Source organism: Microcystis sp. LE18-22.4A (assembly GCF_027531105.1).
In the GTDB taxonomy this organism is placed as follows: Bacteria; Cyanobacteriota; Cyanobacteriia; order Cyanobacteriales; family Microcystaceae; genus Microcystis; species Microcystis aeruginosa.
Genome location: NZ_JAPZRB010000243.1, coordinates 1 through 23,827, shown reverse-complemented (window position 1 = coordinate 23,827; position 23,827 = coordinate 1). Strand labels below are relative to the sequence as shown.

General features: G+C 44.6%; 19 protein-coding genes. 7 read left to right on the top strand and 12 right to left on the bottom strand.

Annotation, left to right across the window (positions count from 1 at the left end; translation table 11 throughout):
- From O9295_RS11215 to hslO, 6 genes are all read right to left on the bottom strand, one after another.
- The coding region (locus tag O9295_RS11215; protein WP_288032137.1) for a helix-turn-helix domain-containing protein at window positions 1-249 on the bottom strand (249 nt) is incomplete at its 3' end.
- 245 nt (window positions 250-494) lie between these two features.
- Window positions 495-2,144 (bottom strand): alpha/beta hydrolase, encoded by a 1,650-nt coding sequence (locus O9295_RS11210; RefSeq protein WP_288032982.1) that lies wholly within the window; start codon window positions 2,142-2,144, stop codon window positions 495-497.
- 215 nt (window positions 2,145-2,359) lie between these two features.
- Window positions 2,360-4,018 (bottom strand): Ppx/GppA phosphatase family protein, encoded by a 1,659-nt coding sequence (locus tag O9295_RS11205; RefSeq protein WP_288032980.1) that lies wholly within the window; start codon window positions 4,016-4,018, stop codon window positions 2,360-2,362.
- Between the two features lie 183 nt (window positions 4,019-4,201).
- Complete coding sequence (locus O9295_RS11200; protein ID WP_288032979.1) at window positions 4,202-5,413, bottom strand: pentapeptide repeat-containing protein; 1,212 nt, start codon at window positions 5,411-5,413, stop codon at window positions 4,202-4,204.
- Between the two features lie 629 nt (window positions 5,414-6,042).
- Window positions 6,043-7,998 carry a chromosome segregation ATPase gene (locus O9295_RS11195; RefSeq protein ID WP_288032978.1) on the bottom strand — a complete coding sequence of 652 codons (1,956 nt, stop codon included), beginning with the start codon at window positions 7,996-7,998 and terminating at the stop codon, window positions 6,043-6,045.
- Window positions 7,999-8,061: 63 nt separating this feature from the next.
- Entirely contained in the window at window positions 8,062-8,976 is a 915-nt protein-coding gene (gene hslO, locus O9295_RS11190) for an Hsp33 family molecular chaperone HslO (protein ID WP_147069221.1), read from the bottom strand.
- Between the two features lie 84 nt (window positions 8,977-9,060).
- Here hslO and O9295_RS11185 point away from each other — a divergent pair, with 84 nt between their 5' ends.
- Window positions 9,061-9,477, top strand: a complete 417-nt coding sequence (locus O9295_RS11185; protein WP_079209272.1) for a hypothetical protein — start codon at window positions 9,061-9,063, stop codon at window positions 9,475-9,477.
- A 170-nt stretch (window positions 9,478-9,647) separates the two neighbouring features.
- Window positions 9,648-11,084: a signal recognition particle protein gene (gene ffh, locus O9295_RS11180; protein ID WP_061430867.1), complete on the top strand. Its 1,437-nt coding sequence runs from the start codon at window positions 9,648-9,650 to the stop codon at window positions 11,082-11,084.
- Window positions 11,085-11,087: 3 nt separating this feature from the next.
- Here the strand turns inward: ffh and thiL are convergent, their stop codons facing one another.
- Entirely contained in the window at window positions 11,088-12,056 is a 969-nt protein-coding gene (gene thiL, locus O9295_RS11175) for a thiamine-phosphate kinase (protein ID WP_190722805.1), read from the bottom strand.
- A gap of 599 nt (window positions 12,057-12,655) precedes the next feature.
- The gene (locus O9295_RS11170; protein WP_288032976.1) at window positions 12,656-13,327 is read right to left on the bottom strand and encodes an MBL fold metallo-hydrolase; all 672 of its coding nucleotides are present in this window, start codon (window positions 13,325-13,327) and stop codon (window positions 12,656-12,658) included.
- Between the two features lie 104 nt (window positions 13,328-13,431).
- Here O9295_RS11170 and O9295_RS11165 point away from each other — a divergent pair, with 104 nt between their 5' ends.
- The 3 genes from O9295_RS11165 (at window position 13,432) to cax (ending at window position 16,812) form a co-directional block, all read left to right on the top strand.
- A complete protein-coding gene (locus tag O9295_RS11165; protein ID WP_288032975.1) occupies window positions 13,432-14,916 on the top strand; it encodes a site-2 protease family protein in 1,485 nt (494 codons plus the stop codon).
- Between the two features lie 157 nt (window positions 14,917-15,073).
- Entirely contained in the window at window positions 15,074-15,697 is a 624-nt protein-coding gene (locus O9295_RS11160) for a YdcF family protein (RefSeq protein ID WP_147073192.1), read from the top strand.
- Window positions 15,698-15,723: 26 nt separating this feature from the next.
- Window positions 15,724-16,812: a calcium/proton exchanger gene (gene cax, locus O9295_RS11155; RefSeq protein ID WP_288032974.1), complete on the top strand. Its 1,089-nt coding sequence runs from the start codon at window positions 15,724-15,726 to the stop codon at window positions 16,810-16,812.
- A 2-nt stretch (window positions 16,813-16,814) separates the two neighbouring features.
- On the opposite strand, the gene rsmG is transcribed toward cax, so the two are convergent.
- On the bottom strand, window positions 16,815-17,492 hold the full coding sequence (rsmG, locus tag O9295_RS11150; protein WP_288032973.1) for a 16S rRNA (guanine(527)-N(7))-methyltransferase RsmG: 678 nt from the start codon (window positions 17,490-17,492) through the stop codon (window positions 16,815-16,817).
- A gap of 142 nt (window positions 17,493-17,634) precedes the next feature.
- Window positions 17,635-18,282, bottom strand: coding sequence for an ABC transporter ATP-binding protein (locus tag O9295_RS11145; RefSeq protein ID WP_002786686.1), 648 nt, complete (start codon window positions 18,280-18,282; stop codon window positions 17,635-17,637).
- A gap of 85 nt (window positions 18,283-18,367) precedes the next feature.
- Between O9295_RS11145 and O9295_RS11140 the strand changes: the two genes are divergently transcribed.
- Together O9295_RS11140 and O9295_RS11135 are read left to right on the top strand one after the other, a co-directional pair.
- Window positions 18,368-19,282: a Sll0314/Alr1548 family TPR repeat-containing protein gene (locus tag O9295_RS11140; RefSeq protein ID WP_104397989.1), complete on the top strand. Its 915-nt coding sequence runs from the start codon at window positions 18,368-18,370 to the stop codon at window positions 19,280-19,282.
- 516 nt (window positions 19,283-19,798) lie between these two features.
- The gene (locus tag O9295_RS11135) at window positions 19,799-20,839 is read left to right on the top strand and encodes a fatty acid desaturase (protein WP_190722810.1); all 1,041 of its coding nucleotides are present in this window, start codon (window positions 19,799-19,801) and stop codon (window positions 20,837-20,839) included.
- 117 nt (window positions 20,840-20,956) lie between these two features.
- Here O9295_RS11135 and O9295_RS11130 read toward each other — a convergent pair whose 3' ends face one another.
- Window positions 20,957-22,543 (bottom strand): serine/threonine-protein kinase, encoded by a 1,587-nt coding sequence (locus O9295_RS11130; RefSeq protein WP_288032972.1) that lies wholly within the window; start codon window positions 22,541-22,543, stop codon window positions 20,957-20,959.
- 156 nt (window positions 22,544-22,699) lie between these two features.
- Window positions 22,700-23,827: RNA-guided endonuclease InsQ/TnpB family protein (locus O9295_RS11125; protein ID WP_288032970.1), on the bottom strand; the 1,128-nt coding region annotated here is incomplete at its 5' end.

The window sequence follows — 23,827 nt, the reverse complement described above, 5'->3', positions numbered from 1 at the left end:
AGAAAGATTTAAAGCAGCTTGTTGTAATACCTGCGATGGTACTTCGCTTAACCACTCATGCTCTTTTTTTAAGGAAGGCAGCAGCTTAATTATTTCGTCTCTGCTTAATCCTTTTCCAGTTTGCTTGTAAGTTTCGGATGTCAAGTTTAGAGCGTAATTGTAAAACCATCTAGCACAGCCAAACGACTTGGCAAGCAAAACTGATTGCTCACTGGTCGGATAGATTCTGTACTTAAACGCTTTTAACATCTTGTTTACCAGACTATATTTACTATGGTAAAATATGCAAGGCTAAATTGTCAAGGATTTAATCGTGCTTTGCGGTTCTATTTTGGTCGGGGTTTCATCCCGTCGCTAAAAGCGATGGTCTTTACCCCGACATTTTTGATAAATTATGAATTATGAATTGGAAGTGGGGAAGTGGGAAAGTGGGGAGCTTTTCAGTGATCAGTAAACAGTAAACAGTGAACTGATAACTGATAACTGATAACTGATTAACGGACATTTTGAGCGATAAAATCTTCGATGAGTTGTGCTAAAGCAGCCGAGGAGGCGCGGGTAATCAGAAAACATCTAAACTCTTGGCCTTGACTGAGATATTGGGAATAGGCCGCCTGTAAAAAAGGTTTATAGCTGGGGTTTTTGCGAATATACACCTCAAAAAAGGCCAAAGATAGGGAATGGGCGTAACTATCGATCAGATATGGTGCTGGCAGGGTAAGATCGGCTACGGATTCGATCGCTTCGTTAATTCCCGCGTCTAGTACCGAAAAATCGACGTGAGCTTGACCTTCAATCAGAGCTAAATATTTATTTTCGGTGTTGAGCAGGGGAAAAGAGCGCACCTGTTCAAAAATAGCGGGGGTAGCGGGATCGTAGGTTCCTGCCGCTACAAAACTGGGAATTTCGAGCTTAGCTAGTCCTTTAGCCCCGAAAATACTCCAATTAAACGGATTAACCGCAAAAATCGCTTTGATTCTCGGATCGCGAAAGTTGTATTCTTCTCGGGGTAAATCCAAAGCACGACACTGGAGCAAGAGGGAGACATTGAGAAAAGCTAATCTTCTTTGACAGTCCCGTTGTAAATTCTCGAAATCGATCGTCGCTCCACCTACAGCTAAGGCTGTATAACCGCCGAAGGAATGTCCACCAACTCCCACATTATCTACATCTAATTGCCCCTGAAATTCCCCCGCGTTGCGTCTTTGCAATTCATCGATCACAAAAGATATGTCCAATGGACGATTGACAAATTCGTTGCTATCAAAAACCATCCCCGATAAACCGGCGAGCAGATTCTGCACCTGTAGGGTATCACTGCCGGGGTGTTGGGGTATGGCGACGAGATAACCGTAACTAGCCCAGTGTTCCGCTTGTCGGACAAAATCTTCAGGACGAGAAGCTAAACCGTGGGAAAAGACAATAACGGGGGTTTTCTGGGTTAATTGCCCCTTGGGTTTGACAATGATCAGATAAAGTTCCCTCTGACGACGGCTATCGGTTAAATCCAGCCGCATTTGTTCCACTTGTTGCGGTCCCGGTTGTCGGGGGTCGGTCATGGCGGTAAAATTAATTTCACCAGCCTTTTTAGCTTCTTCTAAGGATAATTGCGCCACCTTTTCCGTGAATACTGTGGTCGCTTTCAGGACGATATCGATCGCCCTAGCTAATCTTTGCACTCTTGTCACATCAATCTGCATATTAGTGGGCAGATTACGCAGCAGGTTAAGAATAGTTACCCCTCCCGGTTCAAAAGCTGATTTAATTAGGGCAGAACGCAGAGCGAATTTACCATTAATACCCCCTTGAATGGTGATCAGTTCCCCTAAAAGGTTGAGGATATCTTCCCCCATTGTGGTGTTAAAAAAGCGCGAGATCAGGACGGGATTAATTTCTTTACTTGTGGTTAAAGCTTGACGAAATTCTCTTTGTTGTTCGGGGGTGGTATTACCTAAATATTGTCTTAGATTAGCGTCAATTCTGCCAGTCTCGACAAACTTTTCTAGGGAACTAATTTCTAGGGTACGACTAAAGGGCGGTAAGATAAAAGTGATTCTCTCGGCCGAGAGGACAGGAAAGCTAGTCAGTATCGTTCCCAAGCAACCAAGAGCGATCAAGCGACCAATTTTAGCTAATTGCAACAAGTTTTTCGGCTCCTTTTCTTTCTGCGATCCTATTCCCTCTGGATTATAACAGTAACCTTTCAGTTTTTAACCGTTTTCTTGCTTGACTATCAACAAAAATTATCAATTTGCCACGGTCGATAATCTTGACCTAGAATAACGGGTAACAAGTCTCGAAAATTCCAATCTCGCCGATTTCAAGCTACCTAATACCGGCGGTAGTCAATGATAACCGCTCACTGCTCATGGTTTAAGGGTAAAAATGCCAAAGTTGCCACAACTTTCACCCCAAATTCTTCCTCAAAAACGGGTTTTTTATAGTCTAAACTCCACAATTCTAAAGCACAATCATCTTCAGCATTATTGGGAAAAAGATGCAGATGTAGGGTTCTATATTCAGGATCATACTTACATTCAATCTTTTTAATCGCTCCTATTTGTCGCCGATCTAAAGCCACAGCCAAGCGCAGTATAGCGCTTAAATGTCTGACCATATACTGATAGTATTCAGTTAATTTCATAAAATCATCGTGCCTTTTCTTCGGCTTACTTTTGCGATGATAACGAGCGATATTAGCGATCACTTCTAACTCTATTTCCGTATAGCCCAACAGTTCACCATTACGAATTAAATAATAGGAATGTTTATGATGGGCAGCATGACTAACATATAAACCACTATTATGCAGTATAGCCGCCGCCCATAATAAATCTTTAGCCTCCTGATTCCAAGAATGTAATTGTGCTTGAGTTTGCTCGAACAAAGACAGGGAAAATGCCGCTATTCTCTCAGCAGATTCTAAATTAACTTGATACTTTTTCGCTATTTTCAAGACACTGCGCTGACGGATTTCACTCTGATAAAGTAACCGATTATCAATTAAACCGTGCGTCAGCATCCAATCGACGATTACCCCTTCTCGCAAGGCCCTTTCACAGAGAACTAACTTATCAACATCTAACATGGTCATCGCTTCCAAAAGCACGATCGAACCGGCTAGAATTATCTCAGCCCGTTTATCGGACATCCCCAGAATTGCCAGTCTTTGGTGATAGTCCAAAGTGGCGAAACGTTTGACTAATTCTTTGACATCTTTGCGGGTTAATTGATAGCCATTTAAAGGATTGGGAATTTCCCCCAATTTCTCCAAAGCATGGATAGTCATCAAAGTTTCGATCGTCCCAGAAGTTCCCACTAAACGCGGCACTTCTCCCACCTGTAAATGATGTTTAATTTCCTCTACTGCCCGCTCTAACATTCCCCTGGTGTAGGCTCTTAAATAGGCCAATTCTGTGGTACTAATGGGATCGGTGGTGATCAAATCTTGGGTCAAACGCACCGCGCCGATTTTGGTACTACTAAGAAAGCGAATTTCTTGACTATCAGCTAAGATTAATTCTGTGGAACCACCACCGATATCGATAATAATATGGGCTTGATTTTGGAAATCCATTCCCGAGACGACACCGAGATAAATCCGGCGCGCTTCCTCCTGTCCGGAGATGAGATTTACAGAAATACCGACTTCTTTCTCGATTAAAGCCAAAAATTCGTCGCCGTTGGTCGCTTCCCGGGTGGCGCTAGTGGCAACGGCAATAATCTGATCCGCCTGGAGACTAATAGCCAGATCGTGACAGCGTTTTAAAGCGGCGATCGCTCTTTCCATGGCCACTAGGGTTAATTTACCGGTTTTCCTATCTCGATCGCCCAGACGGACTGTATCCTTTTCTCTGGCAATAATCGTAAAAGCAGGTAAAGACGGTTCAATTGCCACTACTACCATGTGAACCGAATTCGTACCAATATCGATCGCCGCTAGGATTTGGACATCGGAGGCTTTTGCCTGGGGCGCTAGTCCCCGATTGGGTATAACTTGATTAGAAATATTCACCATCGCTTATCAGTGATCAGTTACCAGTCGGGGGATAGGGGTTAGGGAAAAGGGCAAATAACCTTATTTGGCATCGGGAGGGATGTAACTCCGCCGCCTCTGACACCCGCTCGATCGGGGTTGGTCTTATTATCCCTCTAATTGCCCGCCTCGGCGCCGCAATTTTAGCTTTGTATAGCAGTTATCTTATTCGTCAATATACAATTTTCGCTGCTCCAGGGCCAATTGCCGGAATTCTCCCTCCCCAAATTCTCCCTCCCTGGGACGGCGCTCTCGATCGCACTCGACTAAATAAATATAATCACAATCAACCCCTTCTAAATTAGTATTTTCGGCGATTTTCCAAGCTTCGATACAAGCACCCGTCAAGGTGGCTCCCTGTAAATTGGCTCTCATCACGTTACTATGGGCTAAATTTGCCCCTTCTAGATTAGCGTAGGCTAAATTTGCCTCGCTGAAATTTGCCCTAGTCAGGTTGGCATTTTTGAAGTTAAACCCGTAAAGATTCAGTCCGCGAAAATTATAGCCAATATAAGCTTTATTTTCCCCTTGACCAGTAACCAGAAGATTTCTCATCGCAACTTCGTCCAGAATTGTCTTTTCCCAGCGCGCTCGCTCGATGCCCGATACCAGATAAAATCGAGTTCTAGTTAAATCTTTTGCCCTTAAATCAGTGGCTTTTAACTGCGCTCCCGTGAAATCGGCTTCTTGCAGATTTGCCCCGCAAAAATTTGTACCTTTACTGGCTAAAAAAGCAATTGCCATGGATTTCGTGATCGTTTCTCTCGATTCTTCTAGGGATAACCAAGCCAGATAAGCGGTGAATAAAGTACCACAAACCCCAACAATCAAAGCTATAGAAAAAGTTCCATTCATCACAGCTATCCCTGCTAATGCTCCCTGAAAAACTAATATAATTCCTGTCAATAAAGTTAAAGTTAAGCTGATGCAAATTGCTAGGGTAAAACTTATTGCTTGACCAGAAATCAAGGATAAAACTAAGGGCAATCCCCCCACTCGCTGACGATAAAATATTCCGTAAATTAGAGATAAAATCGTGATTATCCCCGCACCAATGATTTTAAATTTGGTTACATCTGTCACCAGCATTAAAGCTAGATAATAACCAGCTAATCCCCACAGATAGCCGCAGACAGCCGCTATTAACCAAGAAATTAAAATTAATTGTAGCCGACCGCGCTTTAGTAATCCTGCCCTAGCCTCGGTAAATTTAGTTCCCTCTAAAATAGCCCCTTGAAAATTAGTGCCACGCAGATCGGCTTGACTAAAATTCGCCCCCGATAAATTCTTTCCGTGAAAACACTTTCCTTTTAATTTTACTCCCGTAAAATTGCGTTTCCCTTTGGCATATAAATCCAGTACCTCACTTGCTCTCATAGAAATTACGGAGGTCTGTTTTTTGCTTGATTGATTAATGTAATTCATAACAACTAAGTAAGTAAGTGGTTATAATTAAATTGAAGATAGATTTTGTCTTTGATCCTCCCTGCCCCCCTTAATCCTAGGGCCGATTCATAGTAGGGTTGATTCATGAATCAACCCTACCCTTCTATCCCTTATAGGGATCTTTCTTAACAATTTTTTCATTAAGCACTCCAACTCTTATCCTGACTTGATTTCAGTTTTTTCTTTGTCAGTAAGGGTGTCAACAAGGAATATTACAAATTGTTAACCGAGTCTTGAAAGCGTTGTGCTACAAAGGTTTGAAATGTTAAGAAAGATGTGACTAATGGACAGCCTTGATAAGGGGGGTGTCTGATAATTTTTAACGCCTACCTACTTATTATCTTTTTAAAATTGGCTTTGGTTATTTGTTGGCAATTTATACTAAATCGGTTTTGAATAGTGCGATGAACTCCCAAGTTATGGATTGTTTCTCCCCGCTCCCCCGCCATCCTATCCCTTGTAAACAGGATTTAGTATAATACAGATTTAACTGGACAGACCCCTGGGGATGAGGGACTTTTTTAGGGGCAATCCACGGCAAAAACAGCCCCTAAAACTGATTATTGACCCGGACTTGGTGTTTCTATCGGGGACTCTGGGGAAAGGGGAGTCGATTCAACTATTGGCGGTGGGGCCGGAGGTTGGAGAATATTGCGCCAGCCTTGCATTTGGGAGCGAGCCGAACTGTAAGCGGTACTTTCCCGGGATACGGATTCAGCAAGGCGAATAGCTTCCAGATAACGACCATTATTAGCTAGGTCCGTGGCTAAAGACAAAAGCTGATAACTCCAACGTTCCAGCAATTCAGTCCGTTGCACACCCGCATCGGTTTTAGTGGAAATATTGGTAACTAAAGCAATCGCCCGGGTTAAACCTTCTGCGGTTCCCGTCGCCGCTAATTGATTAGCCTGTTGGAGATTTTGACGGGCCCGCAACTCTCGGCGCCAACGACGGATATTTTGGGAAGCTTCCGAGGAAAGAGTGCGACCGGGGGGAATTTGATTGGCAGTTTCGATCGCTGTGCTATAGTCTTTGAGATTGGCCAAAGCTTGAGCCTGATCTAAAATGGGTTGATCCTCCATGCGTTCAATCCGCACTTGCCAGCCGCCAATTTCCCGTTGAGCATCTCGGTATAAGGCCCGATTCTTGCCGATGGCCCGGGCCTGAATAATAGCGTTACTGAGGGAATTAATGTCGCCGGGGATAGCGATTTCCCGCGCCCGTTCTAAAATCGGCCGGTCTTCTATGACTTGTATTTGACGATTCCAAGAGCCAATTTCCTGCTGTGCTTGCGACCAGAGGGGATTATTACGGGGAACCTCGCCCGCTTTCGCGATAGCGGCGCTATACTGCTCGATCGTACCTGCTTGTGCTAAATCCCTAGCCTCGGACAGTATTCTTAGATCCTGTACCTGTAACTGCCAGCGCTCCCTCATAGCTAGGGCCGTTTGATGGAGGGGTCGAGAAGCGTCGATTTGTTCTAGTCCCAGTATGCCGGCTTCCAATCCCTCCACCGTGCCGGCTTCCGCATCTAAGGCCGCTGCGGACAAGAGGGACCAATCGGTGACATCTTCTTTAATTTTGAGGTCTTTGGGGGTTTGGTTAGCCAAATCCCGGAGAGCTTGCCATTGCTTCCGCTCAATTAATCTTTCGGCGTATTCTTGCAGTTTATCCTCGGTTTTCCCGATTAATTTTTCTGCCTCCTGATAGGCATAACTGCTGGCTTGAATTTTTCTAGCTTCTTCGATGACTTTGACCCAATTGTCGAGACCGCCCCGGGCAAAGAGATTAAAGGCATTATCTAATTTACTGCTATCTTCCCGGGCGACGGTAATTTTAGCGAGCGCTTCATTATATTTAACCGTTGCCCAGTATTCGTTATTTAAGTTCAATAAATCCACCGCTAGACGGAAAGATTGATTCCAGTTGGAAGCGCGGAGATTTTCCTCTAGTTTGCTTAAGATATCGTTGCCTTCCGTCCAAGTTCCTTGCCACTTAGCGATTCTTTCTTCAATAATTGCCGCTACTGCCATATTATTGGGGATTTGACGAGCTTTAGTGATCGCTTGCTGTAAATTTCCCGCTTGATAGTCTTTTTCAGCCAAATTCAGGATATCTCGCGCCCATTCTTCCACCTGTTGATTAACTTGCGATCGCAAGGGATGGTCATCGGGTAAAGCTTCCACTAGGGCAATTGCTGCGAGTAAACCCTCCACGGTGCGACTATCGGCGGAAAGTTGAGCGCAGTAGAGACGCAGGGAGGCAGAAGCGATAGGCCAGAAGATTTTTGGGCAATTGGGCGACTTCTGCATATTTAATAACTGCCAAGTGGCGAGAAAGCCAACACCGCCAAAGACGACGACAAATAAAGCCGCCCAAACTTTCCAAGTGAAACGATGCTGGTATCGGTACCAAAAGAGAAAAAGAAAAGATTTAGTTTTCTCTGGCCAACGAGTCAGGGAGTCAATCGATTCTCGTTTGACTAGATTTTTGGTTAATTCTTTTCCTTTAAACATTCACGACTCCCTGACGGATATTTTAGATAGATTTTACCTTAATGGCGCTCATTGCCCAACTTCTCAGCAAGATTCAGCTTGTAGAGACTCGACTAATTCGATTAATTGCGTCTCGTTGGCATTGTACACTTCCCGACAAAACTCACAGATGGCTTCCGCTTGTTTATCCTTTTCGATGATGTCTTTTAATTCATCGACCCCGAGGAATTTTAAAGCTCCTAGGGCCCGTTCAAAAGAACAATCACAATCAAAACGCAGCATCTGCACAGCCGGAAAAATTTCTAGACCCATATCTCCGAGAAGTTCCTGAAAAATATCTTCTAGTCCTTTTCCTGCCCGTAAAAGGGGCGTAAATCCCGTTAATTTTCGCAATCTCGACTCTAAACGAGCCACCAAGACCTCATCCCGGGACGCTTCTTTAGAGAGAACTTGTAATAAAATTCCCCCGGCTGCCGTTACTCCTGTGGTCGTACCGACAAAAACCCCCACTTGCAAAGCGGAGGGAATTTGTTCCGATTGGTCCAGGTAGTAGGCGATATCTTCCCCCACTTCCCCAGAAACTATCTCGACGATGCTTTCTTGAAGTTCATTTCTCCCCTCGCCTTTTTCTTCCCGTAAGACTCGCACATAACCCTTGTCACCCACGGCGCGACCCACATCTAATTTACCCTGAGCATTGGGGAGTAATTCCACCTGGGGATAGTCCACATAACCCCGCACCGTGCCATCGAGTCCCGCATCAACTAAAACACCGCCTAGGGGACCATCGCCTTTAATGCGAATATTGACCCTAGAACCTGGTTTTTTTAAACTGGAAGCCAAGAGTAAAGCCGATGCCATCGTGCGACCGAGAGCGGCAGTGGCTACGTTAGATAATTTATGTCTTTGGCGGGCTTCTTCCGTTAAACGAGTGGTAATCACTCCTACTACTCTAATTCCGCCATCGGCGGCCGTGGCGCGGATTAATTTATCTGCCATACTACTTACTGTTATCCTTGGAAAACGCTGTCCCGATTTTTAGTTATTCTTTAACTAACTTAACAAAAATTATCAGACAACAATATGTTCGGCAATTTTCAACAAAGTCAGCTGCGTATCGAAATCTCGGCCAGTGAACAGGCTATCCGGGATAGTTTGCTCAAAACTGCTCATCTCCGTCAATGGCTGTGGCCGCAAATGCTCTCGCCCAATCTACCCGATAAATTAGAGGAAGGCTTGACTTTTACCTCTTGGTTAGGTTTAATTCCCGTACAACATCAGGTTTTATGGGCCAATGACCAGTGTTTACGCTTGCTTTTGAGTCAAGGTATCGATGGCTATCACGAATGGTATTGGGGCGATGGTTGGTTACAATCGCGGTTAGAAGGCATTTCCCTCCTTCCCCTCAATCTCGGTCAAACTCTCAGTTTGTTGAAATTACGACTATTTTTGAGCAATCAAAAGTTAGAAGTGAAGGATTTAGGAGTGGCTAGTAAGTAAATCGCACTTTAAAAACCCAATTATGGATTGTCTCTCCCCGCTGCTCACTCTCCTACACCGGGAGAGTGGCTGCACTATGCCAGTCCGAGACCAATGACAGGGCAAGAACGGGGGTCTTCACCCGACATTTGAGATAAAATCGATCTAGTTAAAAATTTAATTCCGAAACTATGTTCGACGCACTGGCCGACCGCTTAGAAGACGCATGGAAAAAATTACGAGGTCAAGATAAAATCTCCTCGGCCAATATACAAGAAACCCTCAAAGAAGTCCGGCGGGCTTTATTAGAAGCAGATGTTAACCTACAGGTGGTCAAGGGATTTATTGCTGAGGTCGAGAAACAAGCCCTCGGCGCTGAAGTGATTTCCGGAGTCAATCCCGGTCAGCAATTTATCAAAATTGTCTATGATGAATTAGTTAAAATTATGGGGGAAAGCAACGTTCCCCTAGCCCAGGCCGATAAACCCCCCACCGTAATTTTAATGGCCGGGTTGCAAGGGACAGGAAAAACCACCGCCACCGCCAAATTAGCCCTATATCTCCGCAAACAGTCCAAAAGCTGTCTGATGGTGGCCACCGATGTTTACCGTCCGGCGGCCATTGACCAATTAATCACCCTCGGTAAACAGATAAATGTTCCCGTCTTCGAGATGGGTTCTCAGGCTAATCCCGTCGATATCGCCCGTCAAGGTGTGGAAAAAGCCAAAGAATTGGGCGTAGATACGGTTATCATCGACACCGCCGGTCGTTTGCAGATAGACACCCAGATGATGGGCCAACTAGCACAAATCAAGAAAATTGTCAAGCCCGACGACACTTTATTAGTGGTGGATGCGATGACCGGTCAGGAAGCGGCCAATCTTACCAACACTTTTCACCAACAAATCGGCATCACGGGGGCAATTCTCACCAAACTTGATGGCGATACTCGCGGTGGTGCGGCCTTATCAGTGCGGCAAATATCGGGACAACCGATTAAATTTGTTGGGGTTGGCGAAAAAGTAGAAGCTTTAGAGCCATTTTATCCCGATCGCCTTGCCAGTCGCATCCTCAATATGGGTGATGTCCTGACGCTAGTGGAAAAAGCTCAGGAACAGTTAGACCTAGAAGACGCGGCCAAAATGCAGGCCAAGATTTTAGAGGCTAAGTTTGATTTTAATGACTTCCTCAAACAGATGCGGCTGTTAAAAAATATGGGTTCCCTGGGGGGAGTCTTGAAGTTAATCCCCGGTCTAGGCAAACTGAGCGGGACAGACATCGAAAAGGGCGAAAAAGAGTTAAAACGCACGGAAGCGATGATTAATTCCATGACCACGGAGGAACGCGCTAACCCCGATTTATTGGCTAAGTCTCCTAATCGTCGTCGTCGCATTGCCAAAGGTTCGGGACATCCAGAAACGGAAGTTACCAAACTAATTACTAATTTCACCAGAATGCGATCGATGATGCAACAGATGGGACGGGGACAAATGCCCGCTATGCCTGGGATGCCCGGGATGGGTGGCGGAATGTTTGGGGGTGGCAATCAACCGGGGTTCCGCGGTCAAGGTGGCAGCCCGAAAAAACCAAAGAAAATCAAGAAAAAGAAAGGTTTTGGCGATTTATAGAGGCTAAAAATGTTGAAATCCAGAGCTTAAACTGAGGTTTCTACCATCGGCTAATTTTATCTCTCTCCCGGGGACAATTTGACCGATTATCGCCCCCTCTTCCCCCACTTTCTCCAACAATTCTCTGGCACTGTCCGGAGGCAAACACAAAACTAACTCAAAGTCTTCACCGCCGTATAAAGCCCATTCTAGAGCTTTTTCGGCTCCTACATATTCTTTCAGGGTTGGATGCAGGGGAATCCTCTCGATTTCAGCACCAACCCCACTACAGCGACAAATTTGCATGATGGCATCTGCTAACCCGTCACTGCTATCCATGCCCGCGATGGGAAATTGCTTGACAATTTTTTGTAAATGTGGTATGCAATCGAGTCTCGGTCGCGGCCGTTGATGAGCTTGGATTAATCGCTTTTTTTGGGCGGAATTTAAATTCCTGCCGGTTTCAGGGTGAAAGAGTAACTCTAATCCAGCCCGCGATAAACCGTGATAACCGGTAATAACGATACTATCGCCAACTTTTGCGTTAAAACGTCTAATTTCTTCATTTTTTGCCACTTGCCCCAGGGCGGTGATGCTGATGTTAATCTCCGTGGCCCGACAGACATCGCCACCAACGATCGCCGTCTGATATACTTGCAGACAAGAGCTAAGACCCCGATAGAGTCCTTCTAGCCAATCGATGGCTAGATCGGGAGTTAAAGCCAATCCTACCGTAATTCCCAGGGGTTCTGCCCCCATAGCCGCTAAATCGGATAAATTAGCCGCCGCCGCTCGCCAGCCCACATCTTCCGGAGAGGTAGTAAGATCGCTAAAGTGGACGTTATTAACTAAAACATCAGTGGTGACGACGAGAGAATAACCCTCCTTGAGGCATAAAATCGCCCCATCATCACCGATAATCTCGGCAGGACAATATTTTTGCAGAATCGGTAGCAATCCCTGTTCACCCAAGTCTTTAACGGTTAAATTCATAATTTCTGGGAATTGAACGATACAGCTTCTAAAAAGTCTTTAGTTAGGGCTGGCTGAATAAATGTGAAATGTAGGCAAGGTAGGGGTTTTGTGGCTTTACGAGCGAAACAGATGTAAGATTTTGAGAGAATCGTCGTTTAAAACCTGGCGTCTTCATCGGCCCGCGTCCTGTAGGGGCGAAGCATTCGGGCAATAACCTATCGGTGAAACCGTAGATTTTCTATCCGAATGCTTCGCCCGTACTTTTTGCCGCAAACCCTAACTAGACATATCTCACCACCTCTTGCATGAGTGCCTCTTGCATGAGTGCCTATCCTAACCAGGAAATTAATTTTGTTCTACTACTTAGGGTTGGCTGAAAATTACTGGAAGCCTTACTAGAAAAGGGTTTTGAGACTTTTTTAGCCAAAAAAGTGCCAGAAACAAACGTTGAGAAATCGCTCCGAGGGACTCAAAACCCTTGCACTTTCCGGAGACGAACGCAAAGGGTTCCGCTTCCAGGCACGTCAGGTCATTGTGTTATTCTGACTTCCTCTCCTGTCTCGGAGTCTCCTGTCTCCTGACTCCTAACCCCACCAACAAACTTTTTGCCGCAAACCCTACTTAAGAGAATTGGCGCTGATTTTTTCGTAGGCGCGATCGATAATTCCCCGACCTCGCAAAAAGCCGGTATTAGCCCCCGGACAAAGATAGGAGAGGGTTTCCGGGCTAAAACGGTCTAAAATGGACTTTTGCGATCGCAATTGCCGCGGCCAGTGGAAAGTTTTCGCAGTCTGTAGGGGTCGCGGTTGACCCTTAGTGTCGGGTAGAAGATGACGACCGGTAAATAAAACCCCCCCGTGACGCTGCCAGTAAAGACAGGAGGAGCCGGGAGAATGGCCGGGAGTCCAAAAACCGCTACAAGTGGGAGATAACTGGATTTGCTGCTGAAAAACGGTAATTTGACGGTGAGGAAGCAGATAAGCTTCCTGTTCCTGTAGAATAATCTCACAATCAAGTAAACTTTGCAGAGAATCGCTCTGTTTCCCCTGACCCCCGCGATGGGTAAAAAATAGGTAACGGACTCCTTTTTCTCGCAGAAAATCCCGCTCGCTCTCCTCGCAGCTAGGACAATCCACCAGAATATTACCAGTATTTTCTACAATAAGATAAGAGGTTCCCCCTAGGGTTTCCCGATTAGGCGAGAAAGCGTATAAACCTTCTAGAATTAATCGAGGGGGTTTTGTGGTTTTGCTAACCTCTAAAGGAGACGATTCGGTTTCCGATCGCATGGTTTGCCTATCCAAATCACAATCAATGCGGTTTATAACTTAGCACGATCGATGACCGGGCGGGCTGAAATTAGCCGCCTTTTACTCAACAGAAAAGAGCCGATATGGAAATGTGGTTGTTATTAGGGATTCTTGGCGGTTTCACCTATTTTATCGTCAAGCGTAGCGTGGCCAAAATCACGACAACACCAATTTGGTTAATTTGGTTAGTCCTGATGACTCCGGCTCTTATTTGGACCGGCTGGACGTTAATCTATGGAGAGGATACCCCCATGCCGGCATTTTTGCTGATCGGTCCTTTTGTGATCTGCCCTTTTTTGTATTGGTGGCTAGTACAAATGGGTCGGGTTACTCCCCAAGAAAGCCCCCCATCACCAGCGGAAACAGCGAATTTAGTCCTAGAAAATATTGATAATCCCGCACCTAAAAGTGATTTAAAACCGATCACTGCTGAAGAGGAAAAATCCCTACGAGATTGTTTTCCTTGGGGGATTTATTATCTGCAAAATATCGATTATCGTCCCCAAGCAATTCTCTGTCGGGGGAAATTGCGAGCAGTTCCCGAAGAAGCTTATCAAGTGATTAAAAACAATGTGGAGAAGGTTTTTGGGGATCGCTTTTTATTGCTTTTCCAAGAAAGTTTTCAGGGACAACCTTTTTTCGCTCTTGTGGCTAATCCCTGGCAGCAAAAAACAGAAACTATAGAAACTGAAAAAGTTACTCGCCCCCTTCTTGCCCTGGGTTTATTGTTATTAACTATCTTAACTACCACAGTGGTCGGTGCGGGATTAAGTGGCATTACCACCCAACAATTAGAAAATAATTCCAGTTTATTATTGCAAGGTTTACCCTACAGTTTAGGCTTAATTGCTATTTTAGGACTGCACGAATTCAGTCATTATTTGACAGCAGTTAAATATAAAATTAAAACCACTTTGCCCTATTTTATCCCCTTTCCTTTCTTCCTCGGCACCTTCGGGGCTTTCATTCAAATGCGCTCCCCGGTTCCCACGCGTAAAGCTTTATTTGATGTGGCGGTGGCCGGTCCTTTGGGGGGTATAATTATCGCTATTCCTCTACTGTTTTGGGGGTTGTCCCTCTCGGAAATAGTTCCCCTAACTAATCAAAGCAGTTTATTAAATTTTCAGGCCTTAAATCCGCAGTTTTCTTTTCTCTTGTCTATCCTAGCTAAACTAGCCCTCGGCAGTAATTTAATCGCCGGAAAAGCGATCCATTTACATCCTTTAGCGGTAGCTGGTTATGTAGGAATTATCGTTACAGCCCTAAATTTAATGCCCGTGGGTCAATTGGATGGTGGTCATATTGTTCACGCCATGTATGGGCAGAAAACCGCCATAATTATCGGTCAATTAACTCGATTATTCATGTTTATTTTAGCCCTAGTGCAACCAGATTTTTTACTCTGGGCGATTATTCTCTTATTAATGCCAGTCAGCGATCAACCTGCTTTAAATGATGTCACCGAATTGGATAATAAACGAGATTTATTAGGTTTATTTTCCCTGGCTTTGTTATTAAGTATTTTGCTGCCCCTTCCCGAAGCGGTGGCCCGTTGGTGGGGGATGTAAGCGACCGCATCAATCAACCTGAGTTCTGGGAAAATTATCGGTCAGTTAGGGGATACAATCCCTATCTCCTACGTCAATGTGAGTTCGATGACCCTCACCCTCGATCACTTTAATCCACAAAGCTGAAGGCTGACAACTGATCACCGATCACTGATATATGGTTCTCAAGGCTAATTCTCGCAGAAAAAAGCGAGTTTCTCTGAAAGCGAAGTTAGGCAAATCTAGGTTAAAATTGCTGGCTATTCCGCTAATTTTGGCGAGTTTAGGCTGGTTATACCACGATTTACGTCAGCAGTGGCTAAAACCGGAAGCGATTTTTGTTTTGGGAGGTCATGCCGATCGAGAACGTTTTGCGGCAAAATTGGCTAAGGAATATCCCGATCTACCGATTTGGGTATCTTCCGGTAGTCCGCGACGATATGTGAGAAAGATTTTTAAAAAAGCGGGAATTCCCCCAGAACGTCTCCATCTCGATTACAATGCGCGAGATACTGTCACTAACTTTACTAGCCTAGCCGATCAACTGAAAGCCGAAGGTATTGATAGTGTCTATCTAGTCACTTCCGATAATCACATGAGAAGGGCGCGATTAGTGGGAGAAATTGTTTTTGGTAGTCGCGGAATTGTGATTAAACCGGTGACTGTTCCCTCCCAATCACCCCCCGAACCCCTAGAAAAGTCCCTCAGAGACGGTTTTAGGGCAATATTATGGGTAATAAGCGGTTCCACCGGGGAATTTTGGCTAGAATCCGCTTCTAGTTCCCATCTCCGATCAAAATAAAATTATCTTGACAAAATACTCACTTTATGTTAAGCAAAAACACCATTTTCGCCATCCTATTGATTTTTGTGCCTATATCGATCGCCGGTTCGCTGTTACACTGGGGCGGAACAGTAGTTTTTATCACCGCTTGTCTAGCCATTATCCCCCTAGCGGCCTACATGGGGGAAGCCACCGAAGCGATTGCGGTGGTGGTCGGGCCAAATATTGGCGGTTTGATGAATGCCACCTTTGGCAATGCCACAGAATTAATTCTCGCCTATGTCGCTTTGCGGGAAGGTTTTATCGATGTGGTAAAAGCGACGATTACTGGCTCAATTATCGGTAATTTACTCTTAGTTATGGGATTATCGATGTTTTTAGGCGGTTTACGCTTCAAAGAACAGGAATTTCAACCAATAACTGCCCGTTTAAATGCCTCGGCCATGAATTTAGCGGTGGTGGCGCTCCTTTTACCCACTGCCGTGCAATTTACCTCCACGGGAGTCGGGGAAGCAGTCCTGCAACGTCTATCCGTGGCCGTGGCAGCGGTGTTAATTTTCGTCTATGGTTTAAGTCTCTTGTTTTCTATGAAAACCCACACCTATCTCTACGATGTCGGGGTTGCCGGTATCGAGGAGGAAAGCGCCAGAGAAAGCACCGCAAGGCCGAAAATCTGGTTTTGGTCTTTGATTTTATTGATCGTTACCATCGCCGTGGCCGTAGAATCGGAGTTATTGGTGGCATCCCTAGAGGAGGCTACGGAACAGCTAGGTTTAACGGCGCTGTTTACCGGGGTGATTCTTTTGCCTATTATCGGTAATGCGGCCGAACACGCTACGGCTGTCACCGTCGCCCTTAAGAATAAAATGGATCTATCGGTATCTGTGGCCGTTGGTTCCAGTATGCAGATCGCCCTGTTTGTGGCTCCAGTTTTGGTTATCATGGGTTATATTATCGGTCAGCCCATGGATCTAAATTTTAATCCCTTTGAGTTAGTGGCAGTGGCTGTAGCGGTGTGGTTAGCTAATTCGATTAGTAGTGATGGGCGATCAAATTGGTTAGAGGGAATGTTACTCTTAGCTACCTATGCTATCCTGGCCTTGGCTTTCTTTTTCCATCCTCTCACCGCTTAGAGTTATCCCTTGCAGATATATAGACAATGACGGACGCTTTCGCTTAAGGGAGTGGTAAAACTGGCAATTTCGAGGATTTTACCGCCAGCTTTCCCTAAATTCTTCTCTAAACTCGAACTATCCTCCGACGACCACTGACCACGATAGAGAATAGCGATTCCGGTCTTTTTCAGGAAAGGCAAAGCATAGTTAACACAGATATCCACATTAGCTACCGCTCGCAAACAGACGATATCGTAAGCACAGTTATGTTTAGGGTTTTTCCCGACGATTTCCGCCCGACCTAAACGAGTTTTCGTGTTATTTAACTCTAATTTGTCAATAACTTCTTCAAGAAAATTAATCTTTTTTTGGGTGGAATCCAAGAGAGTCACCGACCAATGGGGATATGCGATCGCAATTGGCACTCCCGGAAATCCGGCCCCAGTCCCCAAATCGATGACTGATAGGGATTTTGTCAATAAATCTGGCTGGGATTTTTGTAACCAAGCTAAACCCGATAAAGAATCCCAAAGATGTTTTTCCCAAAACTCCTCCGGTTGGGTAATGCGGGTGAGATTAAAACGTTGATTACCCTCTAAAATCAAGTCATAAAGTTGTTGAAATCGCGCTTGTATGGCCCCATCGGGTTGCCATTCTAGGGTTTCTTGCCAAAGGTCAAATAATTCAGGAAGGATCATTAATTCAGTTATCAGTTATCAGTTATCAGTTATCAGTTATCAGTTATCAGTCATCAGTTATCAGTCATCAGTTATCAGTTATCAGTTATCAGCTATTGGGGGAGTGGGGAAATTTCAACTAATACCCCAAAACCCTAAAACCTCAACTATCTGTTTTTTCACTTTTTACTTCCCTCAAATGTCCTTGTTCAATTTTCCAGTGACGGTCAGCAATGGGGAGTAATTCTCCGGCATCGTGACTAACTACTAATAAAGTCCAGTGTTGTTTGAGACTAGCGAGAAGTTTAGCCAATTGACGACGCATCGACCAATCTAAACCGGCCGTAGGTTCATCGAGCAGTAACAGATTAGGCTGCCGGATTAACTGGACAGCGAGGGATAAACGACGCTGTTGACCTCCACTAAGATTGTGGGGAGAAGTATCCAGAGGAATATTTTCTAATCCTACCTCCTTTAAGGCCGCCGTTAGGCGATCGCTTTTAATCTCCGGATGACCGAGACGCAACTCCTCAAGGATGGTTTTACCGCAAAAATGACGTTCAGGAAACTGAAAAACGATTCCTCCTAATTGTTGCAGGTGCAGCACCGTTAATTCTTGGTCGCGCCAGTGAATTGTCCCTGCTGTTTTATCGGCAAAGCCTGCTAGAATTTCCAAAAGAGTCGTTTTTCCGGAACCACTGGGGCCGACAATCAGACCTAATTCTTGGGGGGCTAATTCGAGATTAATCCCCTGTAAAATGGGATTGAGGGCAGCGGGAGGATGATAAACCACATCTTTGAGATAAAGCATTGACAGGAAAATAACTGGAAATTAAGTCTAGAAACCCGTTTCTATTGTGACAGATTTTTTCATTCGCTCAAGGAGACTTTTAACCATGGTGCTGCGGTTAGGTTTAACGAAAAAAATGGCGATCGGTGCTTCCCTGGCTGTTATGGTAATGGTTAACTGGATTGGTCCCGGGTTAGCTGGAGATCCTTTCCGCAAAACCAATCCCCGACCGATTGGTGATAAGACCGAGGCCGCTTTTAACGCTATTTTTAAACAAGGTAACTATCTAGAGGCAAAAAAATTAATTGTTGAGGCCACAGAAAAGGAACCCCAAGAACCTTTGTCCCATGCTATGCGCGCCTCTCTTGCTTTTACCGACCAGGATTGGAACACCCTAAAAACCTACTCCGAGAAAACTAAGGCAGCGGCCAAACAAATGCAGGACAGTGACCCTTTAAGGGGAAATTTGTATCTAGCGGTGGGGAGTTTTTTAGAGGGAACCTACGTTTTTCAAACCGAAGGAGCAGTATCGGCTATCCCCAGATTACAACAGGTGTTTCAGTATTTGGAAACCGCAGAAAAGGTTAATCCTACGGATCCGGAATTGAACCTGTTAAAGGGTTATATGGATTTGATTTTAGCGGTTAATCTGCCCTTTTCTAGTCCTCAAGAGGCAATTCAACGGCTAGAAACCTATGGTAGTCCCGATTACTTGGTCGACCGAGGTATCGCTCTAGCTTACCGGGATTTAAAGCAGTACGATCAGGCTTTGCAGTTTATCGATAACGCTCTGAAAGCGACCCCCGATAATCCGGAATTAATGTATCTGAAAGGTCAAATCCTAAGAATTCAAGGCAATACGGATAAAAATACCGGCTCTTTGAAACTGGCATTAGATTACTTTAATAATGCCCTGAAAAAACAGGAACAACTCCCCGAATCGGTCAAAAAACAGTTAAATCGCGAACACCGTAAGGTACAGGAGGAGATTAAATCCCTAGAAAACACCGCTAATCGTTGAAAAAAGCCTAAAAATAGTCAATATTTGTTTTTTTTATCAGTTATCAGTTTTTGAAGGCAAAAGGCAGCCGTCAAGGGTGCATCGCAGATTTGCAGGAATACCGACAATCAGCAATTATCAGTGACTCTTAGATGATGACAAATGTATCAGCAGCTGCGTGTAAGCATCCCACCGAAAAGCTAATGCGCTCCGGGGTTTGGGGGGTTCTACCCCCCAAAAGCTGGGATTGAGTGATAAAATCGGAAGTAATGCCCGATTTTAGCCGAGAGTTTCCCCGTAAAAATCCCAATTGGTAGATTTACAAAAATGAGATGCACCCGCCGTCAAATTTGGCCAAAACAGAAAATCTCCTCTTATGGTATATAAAGTAAAGGATTATTAAGCTTCGCGGAAGTTTAATAATTAAAGTTAAAAATATATTGACAAAAAAATTGGCTTGTGGTAAGGAGCAGAATTTAGCCAAACCTCCTAGCTGATTTCTTGTCAAGGGTTCACCTAAGTGTAATTGGAGATTTCATGACGGCAACGACGGATAAATTGCATGGGGAGTTGATCACCTCGATCGAGCCAGACTTTAAACTGAAAGATATTATTAAAACCATTCCCAAAGAATATTTCCAGAAAGACCCAGTTAAAGCTTGGTTTGGAGTGATTACGAATATTTTGGCGGTCATTGCGGGTTATGCAATGCTAGTTTATTCTCCCTGGTATTTACTGCCTTTAGCTTGGATTTTCACTGGTACAGCTTTAACGGGATTTTTTGTGATCGCCCATGATTGCGGTCATCGGTCTTTTTCCAATCGACGCTGGGTTAATGATCTTGTCGGTCATATTTTCCTCTTACCGCTTATCTATCCCTTCCACTGCTGGCGTTTCCTGCACGATCGCCATCATACTAAAACTAACATGGTAACTATAGATAATGCTTGGGATCCGTGGGAATTAGAAGCTTTTAACTCGGCCAATCCCTTAGTGCGTCTCTTTTATCGCGGCATTCGCGGACGTTTCTGGTGGCTTGGTTCGATCGCCCACTGGGCTATTCTACACTTCAACATCGAACAATTCAAGGAGAACGAACGGGAAAAAGCGCGCTTTTCGATGATTGTCGTTCTAGTTTTTGGAGCTATTTTGTTCCCAACCCTCATTTTCTACACTGGTGTCTGGGGATTGGTTAAATTTTGGGTGGTACCTTGGTTTGTCTATCATTTTTGGATGAGTACCTTTACCCTTGTCCATCACACAGACCCCGATATTCAATTTTTCCATCCCGAAGAGTGGAATCAAGCTTTAGCGCAACTAGAAGGGACAGTTCACTGTAGCTATCCCCGTTGGGTAGAAATTCTCTGTCACGATATTAATGTCCATATCCCCCATCATATCTCGACGGCGATTCCTTCCTATAACCTCCGCAAAGTTCACGCTAGTCTCAAAGAAAATTGGGGCAGTCACCTGAAAGAAACCGAGTTTTCTTGGGCATTAATGCAGCGAATTGTTGATTATTGCCATATTTTCGACTCCGAAACCGCCTACAAAACCTTTAAGGAAAGCGGCGGTTAAATCAGTTATCAGTGATCAGTTATCAGTTATCAGATTTGAGTTTTAAGTGACAGTATTAAATCGAAGTTTCCTACTGTCTTTTCACTGATTACTGATAACTTACCCACTGAAAAAAGATTACCAGGAACCGCGTTTACCATTGGGCATAACTGTTAACCAATTGGTTTTTGCTAGGGCGATTTGTTCTCGAGTTACTTGGGCATCAGAGAGATTAGCCCCGCAAAGATTAGCATCTTTGAGATTAGCGTAGCGAAGATGGGCGCCGGTGAGATTAGCCCCGCGTAAATCGGCCTTTTCTAGGTCTGCATAACCGAGATAGGCATTATTTAAATTGGTACTTTTGAGAATAGCTTGACTGAGATTAGCCCGGCCCAGATCCGCATTGGACAGATTTGCCCCTTGTAAATTAGCTCCTGTTAATTTGGATTGACAGAAATTGACGCCCAAAAGTTTGGCTTTGGCCAGATTGAGATTTGGTAATTCCTCTTGGGCGAAATTGCGCCGGCCGTCATTGTAAGCATCGAGAATCGCTTTTTCATCTAAGCGGGGTTTTTTCTTCAGTAAGGTTAGCTCTGTGCTGCTGCGGGCTTTACTTTTAGCAAATACATTTGTATTAGACAGTGAAAAAGCCATCTGTCCCCCCAGCAGATTATCTGGAGAGGCCTCTGGATTTTGATTTTTGGGACGAAATTTAGACTTGAGAGGGACAGAAACGGAGGAAGTGGCTATCGAACCTGAATCTTGTCGGGGGGGCTGGGAAGTAACCATTGGAGCGGCGATTAAACTTTGGGCTAGACTGTCGGCATAAGCCGTCATGTCTAAAGCATCCATTACCTCTTGAGCGGATTTGTAGCGATGACGGACAGAGACTTCCAGCATTGTTTTCAGGACTTTAGCAAACTGGGGACTCACCTTGACTAATTTTTCCCAGAGTAATTCACCTGTATTAATATCAACTTCGATCGCTTTAGGAGATTTGCCCGTGAGTAGATAGAGACAGGTAGCTCCCACCGCATAGATATCACTAGCGTAAACGGGACGCATGGCCATCTGTTCGGGGGGGGCAAAACCTTGGGTACCCACGGCAAAATTAGTCAAAGCGGTTTGAGAATCGGCATTGGCCATGACGCTATTAACTGGATTTTTGACGGCCCCGAAGTCAATCAGAACCAATTTTCGGTCTGTTTGCCGACGAATTAGGTTAGCGGGTTTGATATCCCGATGAATTACCTTTTGCTCGTGGACATATTGCAAAATCGGCAAGAGTTCACTTAAAAACTGTTTGACTCCCGCTTCGCTAAACGGTCCGCGTTTTTTGACCTCTTGGTGCAGGTTATGACCTTTAACGTATTCTTGAACTAGATAAAACTGTTGATTATCTTCAAAATAGTCCAATAATCGGGGAATCTGCGGATGAACTCCCAGTTTGGCCAAGGTGGCCGCTTCTCGATCAAAAAGTTCCCTCGCCATGCGAAAAACATTAGCATCTTTAGAGGGAGGTTGCAGTTGTTTGACCACACAGAGGGGCTTATCTGGTAGGGACAGATCCGATGATACAAAAGTTGCCCCAAACCCTCCTTTCCCCAAAATGCCTAGGGTTTGATAGCGGTCGTGCAGCAGAAGTTTTGAACCGCAACTCTCGCAGATTAACGCTGTCGGGGCGTTTTTTGGTTGAGTACAGTTGGGATTAAGGCAGTAGGTCATCTAGAATCACCAATTGACCGATACTTTTTTACTAACACACCTTAACAATGCACTTTAAGAGATTCTCCTCAAGGGGGGTATCTCCCAAAGTCTAAAACCAGAGGCCTCAGACAATCAAAGCGCCTGTAACGCCTTTTTTGTTTGACGCTCCCCGCTCTAAAGAGACGGGGATTCTTCGTTCATTGAGTCTCCGTTAGCAAGCAGGATTTCTCCAACCAACCAAGAGGGAATCTCTCCCGAAGCGTTTAAAGTTTGCGTGCGCCCCACGCTACTTAATCCCTTTTGCAAGATGTTTAAAGCGGCGTTTCTATCTCGACAATCTGTATATCCACAATGAGGACAAACATGGGTTCGAGTAGATAGCGACTTTTGGACTTTTTGTCCACAACTAGAACAATTTTGAGACGTATTATGAGGTGAGACAGCTATAGTTAACTTGCCGTATTTGTCCCCAAAATACTCTAGCCATTGCCTAAAAACAGACCATCCTGCATCGGTTATCGACTTGGCTAAATGACGATTCTTGACCATGCCTTTGATATTCAAGTTTTCATAAGCGATTAAGTCGTTAGACTTAACTAAACGGAGTGCCACACTCTTGACAAACTCTTCTCGTTGCCTACTTACTCTTAAATGTTTCCGAGCATATCGCTTTCTAGCTTTGTGATAATTACGAGATTGTTTTTTACCCTTACGGTATTTCTTTGACTTTTTTTTAGTTAATCGGTTTAGTTGTTTTTCAGCTTTTCGATAGTAGTTCGGACAATCAATTTGATGGCCTTCGCTATCTACTAAGAAAAACTTTAATCCCACATCAATCCCAGTGGCTTTCTGGGAAGGTGTTAAAGGCTTAACCGTGTCTCTGGGGTCTAATTTAAGGCAAAACTGCACATAATAACCATCGGCACGATTCAGGATTCTTACCCGTTTAATCTGGTCTGGTTGATAGTAATTAATATCTCTAGAACCAATCAACTTAAGAGTACCAATACCTTTTTTATCTGTAAAGGTAATATGGCGTTTATCTTTTGATAGCTTCCATCCAGATACTTTATACTCAACGGAACGGGAATGTTTTTTAAACTTAGGGTAGTTTTTCTTTCCTTTAACTTTATTTTGGCAATTATCGTAAAACCGAGTAATTGCCCGCAAGGTTCTTTCTACGGCAGTCTGGCAAGCATGGGAGTTTAAATCATCAACAAATTTAAACTCTTTCCTTAATGCTGTGTTGTATCGAAATAACTCTGTTTTGCCAACACCCTGATTATCCATCCAATAACGCAG